This is a genomic window from Arthrobacter sp. KNU40, from assembly GCF_051515115.1.
Classification (GTDB): domain Bacteria; phylum Actinomycetota; class Actinomycetes; order Actinomycetales; family Micrococcaceae; genus Arthrobacter.
Genome location: NZ_CP195850.1, coordinates 205,270 through 221,737, shown reverse-complemented (window position 1 = coordinate 221,737; position 16,468 = coordinate 205,270). Strand labels below are relative to the sequence as shown.

Annotated in this window: 18 protein-coding genes; 12 read left to right on the top strand and 6 right to left on the bottom strand. The window is 64.8% G+C overall.

Features of this window, described 5'->3' with window-relative positions:
* Nucleotides 1-25: 25 nt before the first annotated feature.
* Together ptsP and ACSKT0_RS01065 are read left to right on the top strand one after the other, a co-directional pair.
* The gene (gene ptsP, locus ACSKT0_RS01070; protein ID WP_437772122.1) at nt 26-1,747 is read left to right on the top strand and encodes a phosphoenolpyruvate--protein phosphotransferase; all 1,722 of its coding nucleotides are present in this window, start codon (nt 26-28) and stop codon (nt 1,745-1,747) included.
* A gap of 33 nt (nt 1,748-1,780) precedes the next feature.
* Nucleotides 1,781-2,059, top strand: coding sequence for an HPr family phosphocarrier protein (locus tag ACSKT0_RS01065; protein WP_059388405.1), 279 nt, complete (start codon nt 1,781-1,783; stop codon nt 2,057-2,059).
* Nucleotides 2,060-2,154: 95 nt separating this feature from the next.
* Here the strand turns inward: ACSKT0_RS01065 and ACSKT0_RS01060 are convergent, their stop codons facing one another.
* Nucleotides 2,155-3,105, bottom strand: coding sequence for a DNA topoisomerase IB (locus tag ACSKT0_RS01060; protein WP_437772121.1), 951 nt, complete (start codon nt 3,103-3,105; stop codon nt 2,155-2,157).
* A 31-nt stretch (nt 3,106-3,136) separates the two neighbouring features.
* Nucleotides 3,137-3,616 carry a Dps family protein gene (locus ACSKT0_RS01055; protein ID WP_437772120.1) on the bottom strand — a complete coding sequence of 160 codons (480 nt, stop codon included), beginning with the start codon at nt 3,614-3,616 and terminating at the stop codon, nt 3,137-3,139.
* 328 nt (nt 3,617-3,944) lie between these two features.
* Here ACSKT0_RS01055 and ACSKT0_RS01050 point away from each other — a divergent pair, with 328 nt between their 5' ends.
* The 4 genes from ACSKT0_RS01050 (at nt 3,945) to ACSKT0_RS01035 (ending at nt 5,004) form a co-directional block, all read left to right on the top strand.
* The gene (locus ACSKT0_RS01050; protein ID WP_139359614.1) at nt 3,945-4,115 is read left to right on the top strand and encodes a DUF2207 domain-containing protein; all 171 of its coding nucleotides are present in this window, start codon (nt 3,945-3,947) and stop codon (nt 4,113-4,115) included.
* Nucleotides 4,116-4,212: 97 nt separating this feature from the next.
* On the top strand, nt 4,213-4,389 hold the full coding sequence (locus tag ACSKT0_RS01045) for a CsbD family protein (protein ID WP_234754057.1): 177 nt from the start codon (nt 4,213-4,215) through the stop codon (nt 4,387-4,389).
* Nucleotides 4,390-4,455: 66 nt separating this feature from the next.
* Nucleotides 4,456-4,710 carry a hypothetical protein gene (locus ACSKT0_RS01040; protein ID WP_437772119.1) on the top strand — a complete coding sequence of 85 codons (255 nt, stop codon included), beginning with the start codon at nt 4,456-4,458 and terminating at the stop codon, nt 4,708-4,710.
* A 27-nt stretch (nt 4,711-4,737) separates the two neighbouring features.
* Nucleotides 4,738-5,004 carry a DUF7218 family protein gene (locus ACSKT0_RS01035; protein ID WP_437772118.1) on the top strand — a complete coding sequence of 89 codons (267 nt, stop codon included), beginning with the start codon at nt 4,738-4,740 and terminating at the stop codon, nt 5,002-5,004.
* Nucleotides 5,005-5,054: 50 nt separating this feature from the next.
* On the opposite strand, the gene ACSKT0_RS01030 is transcribed toward ACSKT0_RS01035, so the two are convergent.
* Nucleotides 5,055-5,945: a non-homologous end joining protein Ku gene (locus ACSKT0_RS01030; RefSeq protein WP_437772117.1), complete on the bottom strand. Its 891-nt coding sequence runs from the start codon at nt 5,943-5,945 to the stop codon at nt 5,055-5,057.
* A gap of 38 nt (nt 5,946-5,983) precedes the next feature.
* Here ACSKT0_RS01030 and ACSKT0_RS01025 point away from each other — a divergent pair, with 38 nt between their 5' ends.
* Both ACSKT0_RS01025 and ACSKT0_RS01020 read left to right on the top strand, forming a co-directional pair.
* Nucleotides 5,984-8,494: an ATP-dependent DNA ligase gene (locus tag ACSKT0_RS01025; RefSeq protein WP_437772116.1), complete on the top strand. Its 2,511-nt coding sequence runs from the start codon at nt 5,984-5,986 to the stop codon at nt 8,492-8,494.
* Between the two features lie 410 nt (nt 8,495-8,904).
* Nucleotides 8,905-9,972 (top strand): IS110 family transposase, encoded by a 1,068-nt coding sequence (locus ACSKT0_RS01020; protein WP_437770106.1) that lies wholly within the window; start codon nt 8,905-8,907, stop codon nt 9,970-9,972.
* Between the two features lie 57 nt (nt 9,973-10,029).
* Here ACSKT0_RS01020 and ACSKT0_RS01015 read toward each other — a convergent pair whose 3' ends face one another.
* Nucleotides 10,030-10,290, bottom strand: coding sequence for a hypothetical protein (locus ACSKT0_RS01015; protein WP_437772115.1), 261 nt, complete (start codon nt 10,288-10,290; stop codon nt 10,030-10,032).
* A gap of 72 nt (nt 10,291-10,362) precedes the next feature.
* On the bottom strand, nt 10,363-10,590 hold the full coding sequence (locus tag ACSKT0_RS01010) for a hypothetical protein (protein WP_437772114.1): 228 nt from the start codon (nt 10,588-10,590) through the stop codon (nt 10,363-10,365).
* Between the two features lie 368 nt (nt 10,591-10,958).
* Here ACSKT0_RS01010 and ACSKT0_RS01005 point away from each other — a divergent pair, with 368 nt between their 5' ends.
* Both ACSKT0_RS01005 and ACSKT0_RS01000 read left to right on the top strand, forming a co-directional pair.
* Nucleotides 10,959-11,762 (top strand): putative protein N(5)-glutamine methyltransferase, encoded by an 804-nt coding sequence (locus ACSKT0_RS01005; RefSeq protein WP_437772113.1) that lies wholly within the window; start codon nt 10,959-10,961, stop codon nt 11,760-11,762.
* A 255-nt stretch (nt 11,763-12,017) separates the two neighbouring features.
* A complete protein-coding gene (locus tag ACSKT0_RS01000) occupies nt 12,018-13,604 on the top strand; it encodes an MFS transporter (RefSeq protein WP_437772112.1) in 1,587 nt (528 codons plus the stop codon).
* Between the two features lie 107 nt (nt 13,605-13,711).
* Here ACSKT0_RS01000 and ACSKT0_RS00995 read toward each other — a convergent pair whose 3' ends face one another.
* Nucleotides 13,712-14,215, bottom strand: a complete 504-nt coding sequence (locus tag ACSKT0_RS00995) for a hypothetical protein (protein WP_437772111.1) — start codon at nt 14,213-14,215, stop codon at nt 13,712-13,714.
* Between the two features lie 168 nt (nt 14,216-14,383).
* Here ACSKT0_RS00995 and ACSKT0_RS00990 point away from each other — a divergent pair, with 168 nt between their 5' ends.
* Together ACSKT0_RS00990 and ACSKT0_RS00985 are read left to right on the top strand one after the other, a co-directional pair.
* Nucleotides 14,384-15,103, top strand: a complete 720-nt coding sequence (locus tag ACSKT0_RS00990; RefSeq protein WP_437772110.1) for a response regulator transcription factor — start codon at nt 14,384-14,386, stop codon at nt 15,101-15,103.
* Nucleotides 15,100-16,467, top strand: a complete 1,368-nt coding sequence (locus tag ACSKT0_RS00985) for a sensor histidine kinase (protein WP_437772109.1) — start codon at nt 15,100-15,102, stop codon at nt 16,465-16,467. Before ACSKT0_RS00990 ends, ACSKT0_RS00985 begins: the two co-directional genes overlap by 4 nt.
* Nucleotide 16,468 lies beyond the last annotated feature (1 nt).

Sequence of the window (16,468 nt, the reverse complement as noted above, 5' to 3'; positions counted from 1 at the left end):
CAGTAAGCAAATAGAGGACTAATCCATGCAGACCTTTTCAGGTGTAGGCGTTGCCCCCGGGCGTGTTCTGGGGCCGGTGCGGCAGATGCCGAAGCCGGTTCAAGAGCCTTCAGCGCAGCTGTCCCGAGCAGCCAATATTCCTGCGGACGTAACCGTCGAATCGCAGGGCCAGCGCATCAAGGATGCCGCCAAGGCCGTGCAGGCGGAACTCCGTGCCCGAGCCGCCACAGCGTCCGGCGAAGGCAAAGAGGTCCTGGAAGCAACCGCCCTGATGGCCGCCGATCCCATGCTGGTGAAATCGGCCATCAGGCTCCTCTCCCCCGAGGCTCCGGGCGGCGCACGTACCGCCGAACGGGCCATCTGGGAGGCAGCTGCCACGGTTGCAGACTCGTTGAAGGCCCTCGGCGGCTACATGGCAGAGCGCGTGGCCGACGTCCTGGACGTCCGCGCCCGCATCGTCTCTGAACTGCGCGGGCTGCCCGCGCCGGGGATCCCGGCGTCGGACGTTCCGTTCATCCTGGCCGCCGAGGACCTCGCCCCGGCAGACACCGCCACCCTGGACCCCGCCAAGGTGATCGCGCTGATCACCTCAAGCGGCGGCCCGCAGTCCCACACCGCCATCCTGGCCCGCGCCCTCGGGCTTCCCGCGATCGTCGCCGCCCCGGGGGTCGACGAGATCCGGGACGGCACCGAGGTCTACCTCGACGGCGCCGCCGGCACCATCACTGTTGACCCCGGCGAAGAACTCCGCCTTGCGGCCAAGGCTTGGGCCAACCAGGCGTCTACGATTGCCGCCTTCAGCGGGAGCAACGTCATGGCCGACGGGTTCCGGGTTCCGCTGCTCGCCAACGTCGGTACGGGCGCCGACGCGGTCAAAGCCGCCGACGCCGGCGCCGAGGGCGTCGGTCTGCTGCGCACCGAATTCTGTTTCCTTGATCGCGACGACGAACCCACCGTCGAGGAACAGATTGCCGCCTACGGCGCCGTCTTCGCCGCGTTCCCGGGCAAGAAGGTAGTGGTCCGCACCCTCGACGCCGGCGCTGACAAGCCCCTGCCGTTCCTCACCAACGCGGACGAGCCCAACCCTGCGCTGGGTGTCCGCGGGTACCGCACCGACCTCACCTCCCCCGGGGTCCTCGAACGCCAGCTGGCGGCGATCGCGGCAGCTGAGATCAACAACCAGGCAGAAGTGTGGGTCATGGCACCCATGATCTCCACGGCCGAGGAAGCCGCGCATTTCGCAGCCCTCTGCTCAGCCGCCGGATTGAAGACCCCCGGCGTCATGGTCGAAGTCCCGTCAGCTGCCCTGACCGCCGCCTCCGTGCTGCGCGAAGTCAGCTTCGCCTCGCTCGGAACCAACGACCTCACCCAGTACGCCATGGCCGCGGACCGCCAACTCGGCCCGCTGGCCGCGCTCAATGATCCCTGGCAGCCCGCCGTGCTGCAGCTCGTGAAGCTGACCGCCGACGGCGCTGCTGCCGCCAGCGCGGGTGGCACCGCCCGGCCTGTGGGAGTGTGCGGCGAGGCAGCCGCGGACCCCGCCCTCGCCGTCGTACTCGTTGGACTGGGCGTCGCGACGCTTTCCATGAGTGCACGCGCCCTGGCGGCCGTTTCCGCTGTCCTGGCAACCGTCACCGTGGCACAGGCCCAACAGCTCGCGACCGCGGCGCTGGCCGCCCCGAGTGCATCCGCCGCGCGCAAAGCCGTTCGCGCCCAGCTGCCTATCCTGGACGAGCTGGGTCTCTAGACTTTCCCCAAGCCCACAATCGAAGGAGCAACAATGTCCGAACGTACCGCCACCATCGCCAGCCGCGTCGGCCTGCACGCCCGCCCGGCAGCCATCTTCGCCGAAGCCGCCGGCGAGCTGGACATCGAGGTCACCATCGCCCGCGAAGGCGAGCCCGCCGACGACGCCATGGACGCCGCCAGCATCCTGTCCCTCATGAGCCTTGGAGCGTCATTCGGCGACGTCGTCGTGCTGCGCGCCGAAGGTGCCGGGGCCGACGAAGCCCTGGACCGTCTCGTGAAGATCCTCGAAACGGACCACGACGCCGAGTAACCCCACTGAGCATGCTCTCCTTTGGCACTCAGGGATGGACATATTCCTAATTTGTCCATCCCTCGCAGCCAACGGGGAGCATGCTCATTGTTAGTTCAGGGCAGATTATTCAGGTAGGCCGCAATTTCCGACTCGGTGGCCTTGAGCTGTTCGAGTTCACCGGCAAGGAAACCCTCGACGACGCGCGGATCGACGTAGGCCGCCCTCGCCACCGTGGGCGTGTTGCCGAGCAGTCCGGCGGTTTGCTTGATCGCCTCGAGGACTCGTTGGCGGGCCGGCACTTTCGATCCGCCAACGAGCGCCATGCCGGCTGCCGCGGTCCCTTTCCACGTGCGGAAGTCCTTGGCCGTATAGTCGCCGCCGGTGAGGTGGCGAAGGTACTCGTTGACCATCGCGGCATTCAGGCAGACGCTGCCCTCACCCTCATGGAAGACCAGCAGGGACTCCTTGCCGGGCCTGCCCGCCAAGGGTCCGAGGAATCGGGCCAGCACAGGGTCCTCGATGGTGGAATCCCAGGTTTGACCGCTTTTCCCGGGGAAATGCAGGGAAACCGTATCCCCGCTGACCTTCACGTGCTTGCACCTGAGCGTGGTGAGCCCATATGAGCCGTTGCTGCGCGTGTAGCCATCAGATCCAACGCGTAAGGCACCGAGATCCATGAGCCGCACGGCCGCTGCCAAGGTTTTGGTCTTCTCCGAAGCTGACTCCCGCAGATGCCGGGAGACCATACGGCGCGCCTGCGGCAGGAGGGCCCCGAGCCGCGCAGCCCGGGCGAACTTTTCAATATCCTGGCGGGCACGCCATTCCGGGTGGTAGATGTATTGGCTCCGGCCGGCGTCGTCCACTCCCATTGCCTGGATGTGCCCGTTCTCGAACGGACATATCCAGACATCGGACCACGCAGGAGGAATCGCCAGCGAGTCAAGGCGCTTGCGCTCCCAACCCGCGATAAGCGATCCGTCCGGATGGTAGTAGCTGAATCCGCGGCCGGACCTTCGCCGGGAAATGCCGGGAGTGCCGGGTTTGCTGCGGCGGAGCCGTGGCATGCCTGCCGCCCTTTGCCTGGATCCCGGCTTTCTAGGCTTCCTGCGGGTCCGCCACGGACGCATTCGCGGACATGATCTCGGCACTGATCATCCAGGCGAGCTGCTCCAAACGGGCGATGAACGCGTGGAGCAGGTCCGCCGTCGTGGGGTCTTCTTCATCTACTTCGTCGTGGACATCACGCATGGTCTGGACCGTCCGCTCCAGACGGTCCGTGATCAGCTTCACGGCGTCCTTGGTTTTGGTCAATCCCGCGGGGAATTGCTCCAGCCTGGTTGAGGTAGCGACGGTGCTGCTCCGGCCGTCGGGAAGGGCATGGAGCGCCCGCATCCTTTCGGCGGTTTCGTCGGCGAACTCCCGGGCGGCCGCGACGAGTTCGTCAAGTTGCAGATGCAGATCCCGGAAATTTGCGCCAACGATGTTCCAATGGGCCTGTTTTCCTTGGAGCTGGAGTTCAATCAGATCCGTCAGGACCAGCTGGAGATTATCTGCCAGAGTTTGCGATGCCTTCACGTTTTCTCCTCCTAGACGACCATCCGATGCGTGCGCTGGAACCGGCACACGCCCTTCCATTCACCCTATGACGATATCCAAAAATTTTCATAAGTGTACTTAGTACTTGATTTGATAAGGGTGCTTAGTAGTACCATGGAGGAAGTCGATGCCGGTCCCTCCGGATGAAAACCCCGAAAATCGGGGCGGCATCCGCTATAGAAAGACCTTGCACGGGGCCTGGGGGCCTGGCGGGGAACCACGGTTCGCAAGCGAACCGATAACCGAATACATCGCAAGGGACCCGGGCGCTTGCCGGCGGTCCCGCTGAAGTAAGGAATGTGTCATTGTGAACACTCTTCTGATCATTGCAGGCGTTGTGGCAATCGTTCTTCTGCTCGTCGGCGGATTCTCGCAGGCCGTGAGCTGGCTCCTCTGGGTCGGCGTTGTCCTCCTGATCGTCGCGGCCATCGGCTGGCTCCTTAGCTTTATGTCCGGCCGCCGGTCACACGGCGTTTGACCGACAACGGCAGTTAGGGCGCCTGGCCCCTTCCGGCCAGGCCCCACATGACTTGGCGAAATGAAGTAATCCATTTACCAGCAAAAGGAGTACCTCCATGGGTGCAGATGACAAGATCCAGAACGCCGGAGAAAAGCTTGCAGGCAAGTCCAAAGAAGCGGCTGGAAAGCTGACGGGCAACGAGAAGCTCGAAGCCGAAGGCAAGATGGATCAGAGCAAGAGCGACCTGAAGTCGGCCGGCGAAAAGGTCAAGGACGCTTTCAAGAAGGACTAAATCAGCCCGAAGTGCGGCTTCTGCCTCGCGCGGGAGCCGCACTTCCCGGTTCAAGGAGTTAGGTCGATGCCGACTGTCTCTGACCCCATTGTTCCCGACGGCGCGCCTCGCCCCCGAGCGGAACGAATAAAGTGCGGCGTGCTGCAATTCGGCGGCGAATTCATCCATTGCGGCGAACCCATGCAGATTTCGGGAACCGGATTCCACAGCGTGTATGCGCCAATGTCCACTGAGGACCCCGCTGTCGATCTGCTCGATGTGTACCTGGCCACAAAGGTGTTGCAGTGCCGCTGCGGGTTCCGGATGGAGCTGCCGTCTTAGCCAGGATCCTGACCCAAAGAGGAACGCATGCCGAACAAGAAGAATCCCAGCCTCAAGGATCCGGAACTCTACGAAAGCCTCCGGGAGGATGGCGCCTCGAAGGAAAAGGCCGCCAGAATCTCGAATGCCGCCGCCAAGGAGGGCCGCAAGGAAATCGGCCATCGTGGTGGCATCTCGGGTGACTATGAGGACTGGACCGTGCCCCAATTGAGGTCCCGGGCCAAGGAACTGGGGCTCACAGGGTACTCAAGCAAGAAGAAATCCGCGCTGATCTCGGCGTTGCGAAACCACTAGGCTCTCCGAAGGACATGTCCGTTTTTCGCCGAGCGCACGACGGCGGCGCGTCAGGCTTTCTTGACCCTCGCCCTCGGCTTGCTGGCCGCCTTGGCGGTGGCGCCGTCGTCGGACTCTTCGGTGGACGAGGCGGCGGACGACCCGCTGGCCTCTTTGCCGCGCTTCTTCTCGAGGCTCCGCTTGAGGGCTTCCATGAGGTCGATGACCTCGCCGCCTTCCCCTTCGCTGGCTGCTACACCGAACGTCTCCTCGGTGTCGATGGAGTCTCCCTTTTCGAGCTTGGCCGCGATCAGTTGGCGCAATTGAACCTGGTAGTTGTCGGTGTATTGCTCGGGCTCGAAGTCGCGCGCCATGGAGTCCACCAGGGCCGAGGACATCTCGAGCTCCTTGTCCGAGATCTTGACGTCGGTTTCCAACGACGGGAAGTTGGCTTCGCGGACCTCGTCGTCCCAGAGCAGGGATTGCAGCATCAGCACGTCGCCACGTACCCGCAGCGCACCCAGCCTGGTCTTCTGCCTGAGGGCGTACTGCACAATGGCCACGCGCTCAGTATCCTGCAGTGTGCGCAGAAGCAGCATGTAGGCCTTGGGCGACTTGGAATCCGGCTCGAGGTAGTAGGGCCGCTCATACATGATGGGATCCAACTGCTCGGCCGGAACGAACTCCACCACTTCGATTTCGCGGCTGTTCTCCGCGGGCAGCGACTTCAAATCGGCCGCGGACAGCACCACGGTACGGCCTTCCTCTTCGTAGGCCTTGTCGATATCCTCGTAATCCACAACAGAGGCGCAGATTTCGCACTTCCGCTGGTAACGGATGCGGCCTCCGTCCTTGTTGTGGACCTGATGGAGACTGACATCGTGGTCCTCGGTGGCGCTGTAGAGCTTGACGGGTACGTTGACCAGCCCGAACGCGATAGAACCCTTCCATATGGCCCTCATGCACTAAGTGAACATCACAACAAGGCGGAGGTGAAGAGGTGGCAATCAGCCAGAAGGAACGCGTGAACGTCGAAGGCCACGAACTGACGCTCACCAACCTGGGCAAAATCATCTACCCGGAGACTGGCACCACCAAGGCCGAAGTGCTCGAATACTATGCCGCCGTAGCCCCGTTCCTGATCCCGGCTGCCGCCAACCGGCCCGCCACCCGGAAGCGTTGGGTGCACGGAGTAGGGACCACATCGGATCCCGGACAGATGTTCTTCCAGAAGAACCTGGACGATTCGACGCCGTCGTGGGTTCCCCGGGTCACCATCCAGCACAGGGACCACAGCAACGTCTACCCGCTCGTCAATAACCTCGCTACGCTCACCTGGCTGGCCCAGATTGCGGCCTTGGAAATCCACGTGCCGCAATGGCAAGTGGACGCCGACGGAACCATGCTGCCGCCGGACCGCCTTGTCCTGGACCTCGATCCGGGTCCCGGTACCGGCCTTCCCGAATGCGTGGAAGTCGCCAAGCTGGCGCGAAGCATCCTGGAGGACATCGGCCTCGATCCGGTCCCTGTGACGAGCGGCAGCAAGGGGATCCATCTCTACGCCGGGCTGGATGGCACCCGCAAATGGGAGCAGGTCTCCGCGTTCGCGCACGAGTTGGCGCGCTCGCTCGAGGCTGACCATCCGGACCTCGTGGTCAGCGACATGAAGAAGACCTTGCGCGGCGGCAAGGTGCTGGTGGACTGGAGCCAGAACAGCGGGAACAAGACCACCATCGTCCCGTACTCCCTACGCGGTCGTGCCCACCCGATGGTCGCTGCACCGAGGACGTGGCATGAACTCGCCTCCCCCAAACTCGAGCATCTGGACTTCACGGCCGTCATGAAGCGCGTCAAAGAGGGAAAGGACCCCTTCGCCGCGGTGGCGGCCGGGCGGTCGGGGCATGCGCCCGAGCGCGGGGGCACCGGCGGCGGGGGCACCACCGTCGGGAGCACCGCCGTCGGGAGCACCGCGGTAAGCCCGCGGCTGGCCAGCTACGTGGAGAAGCGCAACCCGCAGCGGACGCCCGAACCATTTCCCGCCGTCGAGCACCAACCCGGTTCGCGCCCGCTCCAGGCGGACGCGGAACCCAATCCGCCCGGCGGAATCTTTGTCATCCAGGAGCACCATGCCCGCCGTTTCCACCTGGACTTCCGGCTGGAGCACAACGGAGTCCTTGCGTCCTGGGCATTGCCGCGGGGCGTGCCGGACACTCCGGACAAGAACCATCTCGCGGTGCGGACTGAGGACCACCCGATGGAGTATGCGGAATTCGCGGGCATCATTCCGAAGGGCGAATACGGGGCCGGGACAGTCAGCATCTGGGACAGCGGCAAGTTCGAGTGCGAAAAATGGCGTGACGGCAAGGAAGTCATCGCCACCCTCACAGGCAAGCCCGGCGGCGGATTGCACGGCACCCGGCGCTTTGCGCTCATCCACACCGGGGAGTCGCCGTCTCAGTGGCTGATCCACCTGATGAAGGACAAAACGGGCCACCGGACGGTGCTGTTGCCCGACGCCCAGCCACAACCGAACGGGACCCCCAGCTACGCGCCCATGCTCGCAACATCCGGAGCCCCCGCCGATGTCTCCTCCGGCGACTGGTTGTTTGAGCTCAAATGGGACGGATTCCGGGCCATTGTTTCAGGTTCGGGCGGCAAGATCAGGTTGACCAGCCGCTCCGGGATCGACATGACTCCCACCTATCCCGAACTGGCGGATCCGCGCTACTGGCCTGACCACGACTTCGTGGCAGACGGCGAAATCGTCGCACTCAGCAAGGACGGCCGGCCCAGCTTCGAGTTGCTCCAGAAGCGGATGAACCTCTTCAAACCCGGCGACGTCGAACGCGCCCGGGCCGCAGTCCCCGTGCAGCTCATGGTGTTCGATCTCCTGTACGACGCCGGATCCCAAGGCAGCGCCGACCTCGCCTCCCTGCCGCTCAGCGAGCGCCGGGACAGGCTGGCGGCCTTCAGTGCCAAGCTGCCGGCCCAGGGCTCCCCTATCCATGTATCCGAGATCCTCGAACATGACCTCGACGACATCCTGGCGAGCGCCAGCGAGCTTGGCTTGGAGGGGGTCATGGCCAAGCGCGCGGATAGCCGGTACCAACCGGGACGGCGCAGCAGGTCCTGGATCAAACTCAAGTTGGAACGCACGCAGGAAGTGGTGGTGGGTGGCTGGCGGCCCGGCGCCGGGGCGAGGCTCGGAACCATCGGGGCGTTATTGGTGGGGATTCCCGACGGCGACAAGTTGCGCTACGCCGGCCGGGTAGGCACCGGGTTCAAGGACTGGCAGCTGCGCGACATCCTGAAGCGCATGCAGGGGCTCGACCGCCCGGACTCCCCCTTCCGCGACATCCCCGCCGAGGACGCCGCCACCGCGCACTGGGTTTCCCCCGAGCTCGTGGGAGAGGTGACGTTCGGCGACTGGACCGGCACGGAGAGGATGCGCCATCCCGTCTGGCGCGGCTGGCGCCCCGACAAGTCTCCGGCCGACGTCGAGCGCGCCTAGCTCAGCCCCCACGCGCGCACGCCCGCGCACGCCCCGCACGCCCGCGCACGTAGCTCAGCCCAACTGACTCGCAGTTAATGTCGTTATGAGGGCTCATAACGACTGTGAGGATTGGAGTGGCTGGTCTGGGACTGGCTGGCAGAGTAGGTGCTGGCCGTTCCGCCCTGCGGTCGTGACTCACATAACGGCTGGCCCCGTCGGGGTGCCATTTTAGTGACTTGTCCGTCCGCGGGGTGGGCGGCCGGTACCTGCCCGGCCCACCTCGGTGACTTGATCAGAAGGTTGCCCGCCCTGTTTGACGGGGCGTGGCTCGTCACAGTGCTGTTCCGAAGTGACCTCTACCCGGACTGGTACCGGCCGTTTGCGGCCCTGACCATATCCGCGAAATAGAGGAAAGTGCCGGAACCGCTATGACTATCGTTGCGCATTCCCACCCGTTTGTCGTCGGCGTCGACACCCACGCCAAAAACCATGTCTACGCCATCATCACCGCTACCGGGGAACTGCTCCAGACCCGGGATTTCCCGACCACCAGCGCCGGCATCAACCGGGCCATCGCCTGGGTCGCGCGCCGCACCGGCGCCGATCTGGGGACCCTGTGGGTGATCGAGGGCGCCGCGTCCTATGGCGCCCTGCTCGCCGGTGCCGTCGGCGCCGCCGGCTACCAGGTCGCCGAAGCCGCCCGGATGGACGCCCGCACCCACCGCGGAGTCGGCAAGTCCGATGTGTTGGACGCGCACCGGATCGCCGCGGCCGTCCTGCCCCTCCGGGAGCAGCAGCTGCGCCGCCCGCGGCTGAACGAAGGGATCCGTGCAGCCTTGCGGGTCCTGGTCACCGCGCGGGAGTCCATGACCACCGAGCGCACACGGTCCGTGAACGCACTGACCGCGCTCCTGAGGGTGAACGATCTGGGCCTGGACGCCCGCAAACCCCTGACCGGAACCCAGATCGCCGAGGTCTCCCGTTGGCGGGCCCGCGAAGAACCGCTGGCATTGTCCGTTGCCCGCTCCGAAGCGGTCCGGCTGGCCAGACACATCAGCGAACTCGACGCGGACATCAAAACCAACGGCTCCCGGATCACCGAACTGGTCGAAATCAGCGAAGCCGCGCCCCTGCTGCAGGAAACCGGATTCGGTCCCGTCACCGCCGCAATCTGCCTGACCGCGTGGTCCCATCAGGGCCGGGTCCGTTCCGAGGCCGCCTTCGCTTCCCTGGCCGGGGTCAGCCCGATCCCGGCCTCCTCCGGGAACACCGTCCGGCACCGGCTCAACCGCGGCGGCGACAGAACCCTGAACAAAGCCCTGCACATGATCGCCCTCAGCAGGATGACCTTCGACACCGAGACCATCGGATACGTCCAGAAACGACAAGCCGAAGGACGGACCAAAAGGGAGATCCGCCGGTGCGTGAAACGCTATCTCGCCCGACGGATCTACCGAACACTCAACAACACAAACCCAACACCCAGCCACGCTTGACGAACCATAGAAGGGTCATTAAGTGCGAGCTAGTTGGGCTGAGGAGGGCGAATATTCCTAAGAGGAGTGCGGCAGCTGGGGACGGCTGGTGCGGTGGACCGCGGTGACCGCCGCCTGTTGGCCGACGCGGCCGTGGCTGGCGCCGCGATCCTTGGGGTGCCTGATCTTGCCGCTACCATCCGGCCAGGCCTGTCCTTGGGTCGAGCCGAGGGCCATGGCCACAGTTGCAGGGGCCGGCATGGGCTCCTTATCCATGGACTCGACCAAGTGGCTGGCCACCTCGGAGTTGATTTGTTGCTCAACGTGCTTCGCAGCCATTGTTCTTCCTTTCTGCATTGAAACGAAGGGATTTTCCATATTAGGTGGGAGCGGTCCGCTTGTCTGCAGGATCTACCAGCGGACTTTCTTCTCGGACTTGGCCAGCTTGCCACTCGCTTGAGTGGGCTTGTGTCCTTTTCCGGTGCTTTGCCAGCTGTTCGCTGCCCCGCCACGGGATTTGCTGGCCAGCATCTCCTTCTGCGCGTCAGTCAGTTTGGATCGGACACCGGCAGCCGGGGCGTCGGTTTCCTGCGCTACTGGTTCCTGCCCGGCTTCGGTTTCGGGTGTATTCGGTGTCATGCAGTGGACTCCTTTGAAGCTCTTGATTTGCCGGAGGAGGTATCGGGACGCGACGTCCGCTGCGAGACCCTGGGTCTAACAAAAGCAACAGAAACGGCACGGAGGCGAAGCCTCAACAGGCGTGGATTTTTGTCGGTTCAAACTCAGCGGTGCCGGTAAACGTCGTCAGTGCCTTGCGGGCATCTGCGACGAACCGGGATCGGCTGGTCTATTCAAAAATCAGTGTTCCCATGCACCCACCCTAGACACTCCTCGCCGTGTTTGTGAACCCCGGCTTTTTGTCGAGGCTGTTTCACGCATGGCCTCCGCCTTCGCTCTCGGCTAGCATGGCCCGGAGAGCACCCCTCGGTACCCCGAAAGACTCTCCCATGTCAGCACCCGCGTTCCAGCCTTCCCATTCCGCCGTCACAGCCCGGCTCCGTTCTGCCGGTTGTGTCTTCGCCGAAGACGAGGCCCGGCTCCTCATCGCCGCGGCGCACACCCCCGAGGATCTTGAGCGGTTGCTCGGACAACGCGCCTCAGGATTGCCCCTTGAATACCTCTTGGGGTGGGCTGAGTTCTGCGGCCAACACATCACGGTGGAACCTGGCGTCTTCGTCCCCCGCCGCCGCACCGAGCACCTCGTCCAGGAGGCGGCCCGCCTCGCCCGGCCGGGCGCCGTCGTCGTCGATCTCTGCTGTGGTTCGGGTGCCGTGGGTGCCGCCTTGGTTGCCGCAGTGGGCGGCATTGAGCTTCACGCGGCCGACGTCGACCCCGCGGCGGTCCGCTGCGCCCGCCGAAACATCGGGCTGGCGGGCGGCCAAGTGCATGAAGGCGACCTCTTTTCGGCCCTGCCGGACACTCTTCGCGGCAGGGTGGACGTCCTGGTGGCCAACGCCCCGTACGTCCCTACGGACTCGATCGGGATGATGCCGCCGGAGGCCCGGCTGCATGAACCGCGGGTGGCGCTCGACGGCGGCTCGGATGGTTTGGATGTGCAGCGCCGGATCGCCAGAGAGGCTCCGTCGTGGCTGGCTCCCGGGGGCCGGCTGCTGATCGAAACGAGCATCTGGCAGGCCCCGACGACGGCTGCCTTGTTCGGGGACGCCGGGCTGTCCGCCCTTGTCGTCCATTCCGAAGAATTCGATGCCACGGTGGTGCTCGGGAAACTACGGGAAACCCACCGGAAATGATCAGCAAACTGTGCGTTTCGGGCCCCTGAACCAAACAATTTGGTAACGCACGCCCGGAGCGCGCCAAAATCCGCGTGATTCCGGGGCTGTAGGGGGCAAATGGATGTCAGACATTTGCCCCGAAAAGGGGGTGGAATAGCCCTGAAATTCGGACTCCGACTCTCGGTTCCGGCGATTCTCGCGTAAAATTGACACCCTGCCCAGAGCGGAGCAGCTGTATGTCGCAAGCAAATGATCTCCCTAGGAGAAACACAAATGCCCACAGACCGAAGCATTACCGACTCTTCAGCAGGCGCTAGGAACGCCGCTGCAACGAGCAAGACCGCGCCACGCGGTGCCTCAAAATTGAAACTTCCAACACGCCGTCGACTCAAGGTATCCGACGTCAACGTCGTTGACCAGCCCATGCTGAAAAAAGCACTCGGCGGCACGATCGTCGGCAACACCATGGAATGGTACGACGTCGGCGTGTTCGGCTACCTCATCACCACGATGGGGCCGGTCTTCCTGCCCGAGGCCGATAAGTCCGTGCAGACCCTGTTCCTTCTGGGAACATTCGCCGCAACCTTCGTGGCACGGCCACTCGGCGGCGTGATCTTCGGCTGGCTCGGTGACAAGGTGGGCCGCCAGAAGGTGCTCGCCACAACACTCTTGCTGATGGCTGCCAGCACCTTCGCCGTCGGACTCCTGCCTGGATACGCACAAATCGGCATCTGGGCGGCTGTGCTGCTCGTCCTCCTGAAACTTGTCCAGGGTTTCTCGACCGGCGGCGAATACGCCGGCGCCACGACGTTCGTGAGCGAATATGCTCCGGACAAGCGCCGCGGTTTCTTCGCGAGCTTCCTGGATATGGGCTCCTACATCGGCTTCGCCCTTGGTGCGGCCCTCGTGTCGATCCTGCAGCTCACCATCGGCCAGTCGGCCATGGAGGACTGGGGCTGGCGGCTGCCGTTCCTCCTGGCTGGTCCCCTCGGCGTCATTGCGGTGTATTTCCGTAGCAAGATCGAAGAATCACCCCAGTTCCAAGCCACTTTGGATGCCCAGGAAGCCCTCGCCGCCGACGCCGCAGCAGGCGACGCCGCGGTAGCCAAGGGCCCCATCGGCATCGTGAAGGCTTACTGGCGCCAGATCATCCTCGCTATGATCCTTGCCGCCGCCGCCAACACCGTGGGCTACATGCTGACTTCCTACATGCCCACGTACCTGACCGAGTCCAAGGGCTACGACCCCGTTCACGGCACGCTGCTGACCATCCCCGTGTTGGTCATCATGGCTGTCTGCATCCCGCTGACGGGCAAGCTCTCCGACCGGATCGGCCGCCGGCCCGTACTGTGGATCGGCGCCATTAGCACGGTCGTATTCGCCGTTCCGGCCTTCCTGCTGATCGGCATCGGCGATATCTGGTCCACGCTTGCCGGCCTGGCCCTGATCGCCTTCCCGGTCACGTTCTACGTAGCCAACCTCGCTTCCGCGCTGCCGGCACTGTTCCCAACCTCGAGCCGCTACGGAGGAATGGGCATCGCCTACAACTTCTCCGTTGCGATCTTCGGCGGCACCACGCCGTTCATTGTCGCCGCGTTGATCCAGGGCACCGGCAACGACATGATGCCTGCGTATTACCTCATGGGAACGTCCGTTGTTGGCGCAATCGCCATATACTTCCTGCGCGAATCCGCGCAGCGTCCGCTCCCGGGCTCCATGCCGAGTGTGGACACCCCGGCCGAGGCTCGCGAGTTGGTGGCCACCCAGGACACCAACCCGTTGATCGACCTGGACGAAATGCCGTTCGACGACGGCACCCTCGTAGCAACGGAGCCGGACCGGGACCCCGTCCCGGCCTAGGCACACAGCGGGCGCGGGCTGCGGGCGGCCCGCGTCAGCAGAGCAAGGCTGGTTATTCGTAGCGGCGCTACAAATAACCAGCCTTGCCGTCGTTTAAGCCTTGTCGCTTAGGCCTTACGGTCGGCCTTCTGCTCCTGAATCCGCTTTGCCTGCGCCTGGATCTTCGGGCCGTAGCCGCCGTTCAGCGCGGTGTCCCTGATGTGGGTGGCTTTCGCGACCCGGTCGCCGTCCGCAGCATCCTTGAGCGCTTTCAAGTCCGTCTGCAGGGCTGCTGGAAGCTTTGCGGCCAGCTTCGGGCGATTGTCCAGGATGAAGGTGGCGATCTTCGCGGCGCGCTGACCGTAACCCGGCTTGCTGCTGTCGCCGTTGACGAAGAACCGCAGGCCGGCCGCGAGCGGGTGGCGCCCTAGAGCCGTCTTGGCCGCCGTCGCCGCGGGCTGGGAGGTGGCTGCCGCCGTCGTACTCGTGCCGTTTGAGGTGGCCGCGTTGGCGGCGATCACGCCGCCGCCCAGCAGGAGGCCGGCTGCCAGGACGCCGACGACGGCGGTGCGGGCCCTGGTGCGCTTGCGGCCTTCAGCGGGGGTACTGGAGTTCGGGGTGCTGTTGTTCATGGTCCGTGTCCTTTGTTCCGGCCGGCGGTCGATCCTCCGGCGCTCTTCACCACACTCTGGTCCCGCCGCGTGAACTGATTGTTCGGCCAATGTTCGAGGAATGTAAAACCGTCGCCACCGGCTGACAACGACGCTCCAAGGGCTCCGTCCGTGCTGTTGAATGGACGCATGGAAGACAGCCGCGGATTGGTGCTGATTGCCGAGGATGAACAGGCGATTGCCGATATCCAGCGCCTCTATCTGGGCCGCGCGGGGTTCGGCGTACACGTTGAGCGGGACGGGATTTCGGCGCTGGCACAGATCAAACGGCTCAAACCGGTCGCGGTGATCCTCGACGTCGGGCTGCCCGGCATGGACGGAATCGAGCTCTGCAGGCAATTGAGGCAGGCAGAGGACTGGACGCCCGTGCTGTTCGTCACGGCCCGCGATGAGGAAGTGGACCGCGTCCTTGGCCTGGAATTGGGCGCGGACGACTATCTCACCAAGCCGTTTTCGCCTTCCGAACTGGTCGCCCGGGTGAAGGCCGTCCTGCGCCGGACTGAAGGATCCCCGCGTCCCAAACCACTGGTCTTGGGCCGCGTCGAACTGGATCCGCTGAACCGGACCGCACGCGCCGGCACCGAGGAACTCACGCTGACCGCCACTGAATTCGACCTCCTCGCATACCTCATGGCCCAGCCTGGCCGGGTCTTTTCCCGTGAGCAGCTCCTGTCCGCCGTGTGGGGGCAGGCCAGTTACGCCGCCGGACGGACCGTGGATGTGCACATCGCGCAGCTCCGTGCCAAGCTCGGCGAGCACTCCCCCATCGCGACAAGCCGCGGGGTCGGCTATTCCGCCGCAGCTTCCCAATCGTCCGGCCCCCGCCCCTCTGCCGGGGGAGCCACGTGAGGCGCTGGTTCGGCACACTGGCCGGTCGCACGACGGCGGTGATCGCCGCCGTCGCGACTGTCGCCGTCGTACTTGCCGGCCTTTTGGCCGCGCAACTGGTCAACGCCACGGCCGTGGACGAAGCCAAGAAGTACCTCGCGGTTGAGGCCGATTCCCTCAGCAAGCAGTCAAGCATTGGAAGCCTGCAGGACCTTCGCGCGGATCTGCTCACGCACGGCGCGAGGCTAGCGCAAATCAGCACCGACGGTCGCGTGACAGGCGGCGGGGCAAGGCTGGTGGATGCCAGGACAGTGGCGGATGTCCTCGCGGGAAAGTCGGTCTCGACGTCGGTGAACGGTCCGCAGAACACCGTGGTCCTCGAGGCCCGGCCCTTGGCGGCCGGCGGTGGCGTTGTTCTGGCTCAGCCCGTGTCCGAGATCCGCGCCGCCGCCGCTCCCCTGTTGAGCCGAATGCTGATCGCCCTCGCGGTCTGCCTCGTGTTCGCCATCGTGGCGGGCGGCCTGTTGGCCCAATGGTTGAGCCGGCCCTTGGTGCGAACGGCACATTCGGCCCATCGGCTCGCGGCCGGTGAACGATCCGTGGCTGTGGCGCCAGGCGGCCCGGCCGAAGTGGTGGAGGTTTCGCAAGCGCTGGCGGCCCTCGACGCCGCGCTCCGGACCAGCGAGGGGCGCCAACGCGAGTTCCTGCTTTCCATTTCGCATGAAATCCGGACACCCCTGACCGCGCTGCGGGGCTACGCCGAGGCGCTTGCCGATGGCGTGGTCAGCGGAAACGACGTGGTCGGGGTCGGGCGGACCCTCGTGGCCGAAACCAACCGCCTGGACCGTTTTGTCCGCGATCTCCTGGAATTGGCTCGGCTCGAGTCCGACGATTTCCGCGTGGAACTGCAGCCCGTGGACGCATCCTTGATCCTGCGCGAGAGTTGGCAGGCCTGGCAAGCGGTATGCGTCCAGAACGGGGTCGCGGGACGGCTCGAACTGCCTCTTGGGCCCTTGCCGGTCCGCAGCGATGGCCAGCGGCTGCGCCAAGTGGTGGACGGCTTGCTGGAGAACGCCCTGCGCGTGACACCGGAAGGGGCTCCCGTTGTGCTCGCCGCCTACCTTTCCGGCAGCGGGCTCACCGTTGAAGTGCGCGACGGCGGACCTGGCCTCACGGAGGCGGATGCCGCCGTCGCGTTTGAACGCGGTGCGCTCTTTGCCAGATACAGCGGAGAACGGCCTGTTGGAAGCGGACTGGGTTTGTCCATCGCCGCAAGGATCGTGCAGCGGATGGGTGGCCGCATCAGCGTGCGCGCTGCGCCTGAGGGCGGCGCGGCATTTGTGGTGGAGTTGCCCGGCATTCCCGTGGACTCCCGGCAAACGTAGA

Coding starts and splice junctions, on each gene's coding strand:
- ACSKT0_RS01015 (WP_437772115.1), bottom strand. CDS start 10,290: ATGGCTGCGAAGCACGTTGAGCAACAAATCAACTCCGAGGTGGCCAGC.
- ACSKT0_RS00995 (WP_437772111.1), bottom strand. CDS start 14,215: ATGAACAACAGCACCCCGAACTCCAGTACCCCCGCTGAAGGCCGCAAG.
- ACSKT0_RS01000 (WP_437772112.1), top strand. CDS start 12,018: ATGCCCACAGACCGAAGCATTACCGACTCTTCAGCAGGCGCTAGGAAC.
- ACSKT0_RS00990 (WP_437772110.1), top strand. CDS start 14,384: ATGGAAGACAGCCGCGGATTGGTGCTGATTGCCGAGGATGAACAGGCG.
- ACSKT0_RS01020 (WP_437770106.1), top strand. CDS start 8,905: ATGACTATCGTTGCGCATTCCCACCCGTTTGTCGTCGGCGTCGACACC.
- ACSKT0_RS01045 (WP_234754057.1), top strand. CDS start 4,213: ATGGGTGCAGATGACAAGATCCAGAACGCCGGAGAAAAGCTTGCAGGC.
- ptsP (WP_437772122.1), top strand. CDS start 26: ATGCAGACCTTTTCAGGTGTAGGCGTTGCCCCCGGGCGTGTTCTGGGG.
- ACSKT0_RS01065 (WP_059388405.1), top strand. CDS start 1,781: ATGTCCGAACGTACCGCCACCATCGCCAGCCGCGTCGGCCTGCACGCC.
- ACSKT0_RS01010 (WP_437772114.1), bottom strand. CDS start 10,590: ATGACACCGAATACACCCGAAACCGAAGCCGGGCAGGAACCAGTAGCG.
- ACSKT0_RS01060 (WP_437772121.1), bottom strand. CDS start 3,105: ATGCCACGGCTCCGCCGCAGCAAACCCGGCACTCCCGGCATTTCCCGG.
- ACSKT0_RS01035 (WP_437772118.1), top strand. CDS start 4,738: ATGCCGAACAAGAAGAATCCCAGCCTCAAGGATCCGGAACTCTACGAA.
- ACSKT0_RS01040 (WP_437772119.1), top strand. CDS start 4,456: ATGCCGACTGTCTCTGACCCCATTGTTCCCGACGGCGCGCCTCGCCCC.
- ACSKT0_RS01005 (WP_437772113.1), top strand. CDS start 10,959: ATGTCAGCACCCGCGTTCCAGCCTTCCCATTCCGCCGTCACAGCCCGG.
- ACSKT0_RS01030 (WP_437772117.1), bottom strand. CDS start 5,945: ATGAGGGCCATATGGAAGGGTTCTATCGCGTTCGGGCTGGTCAACGTA.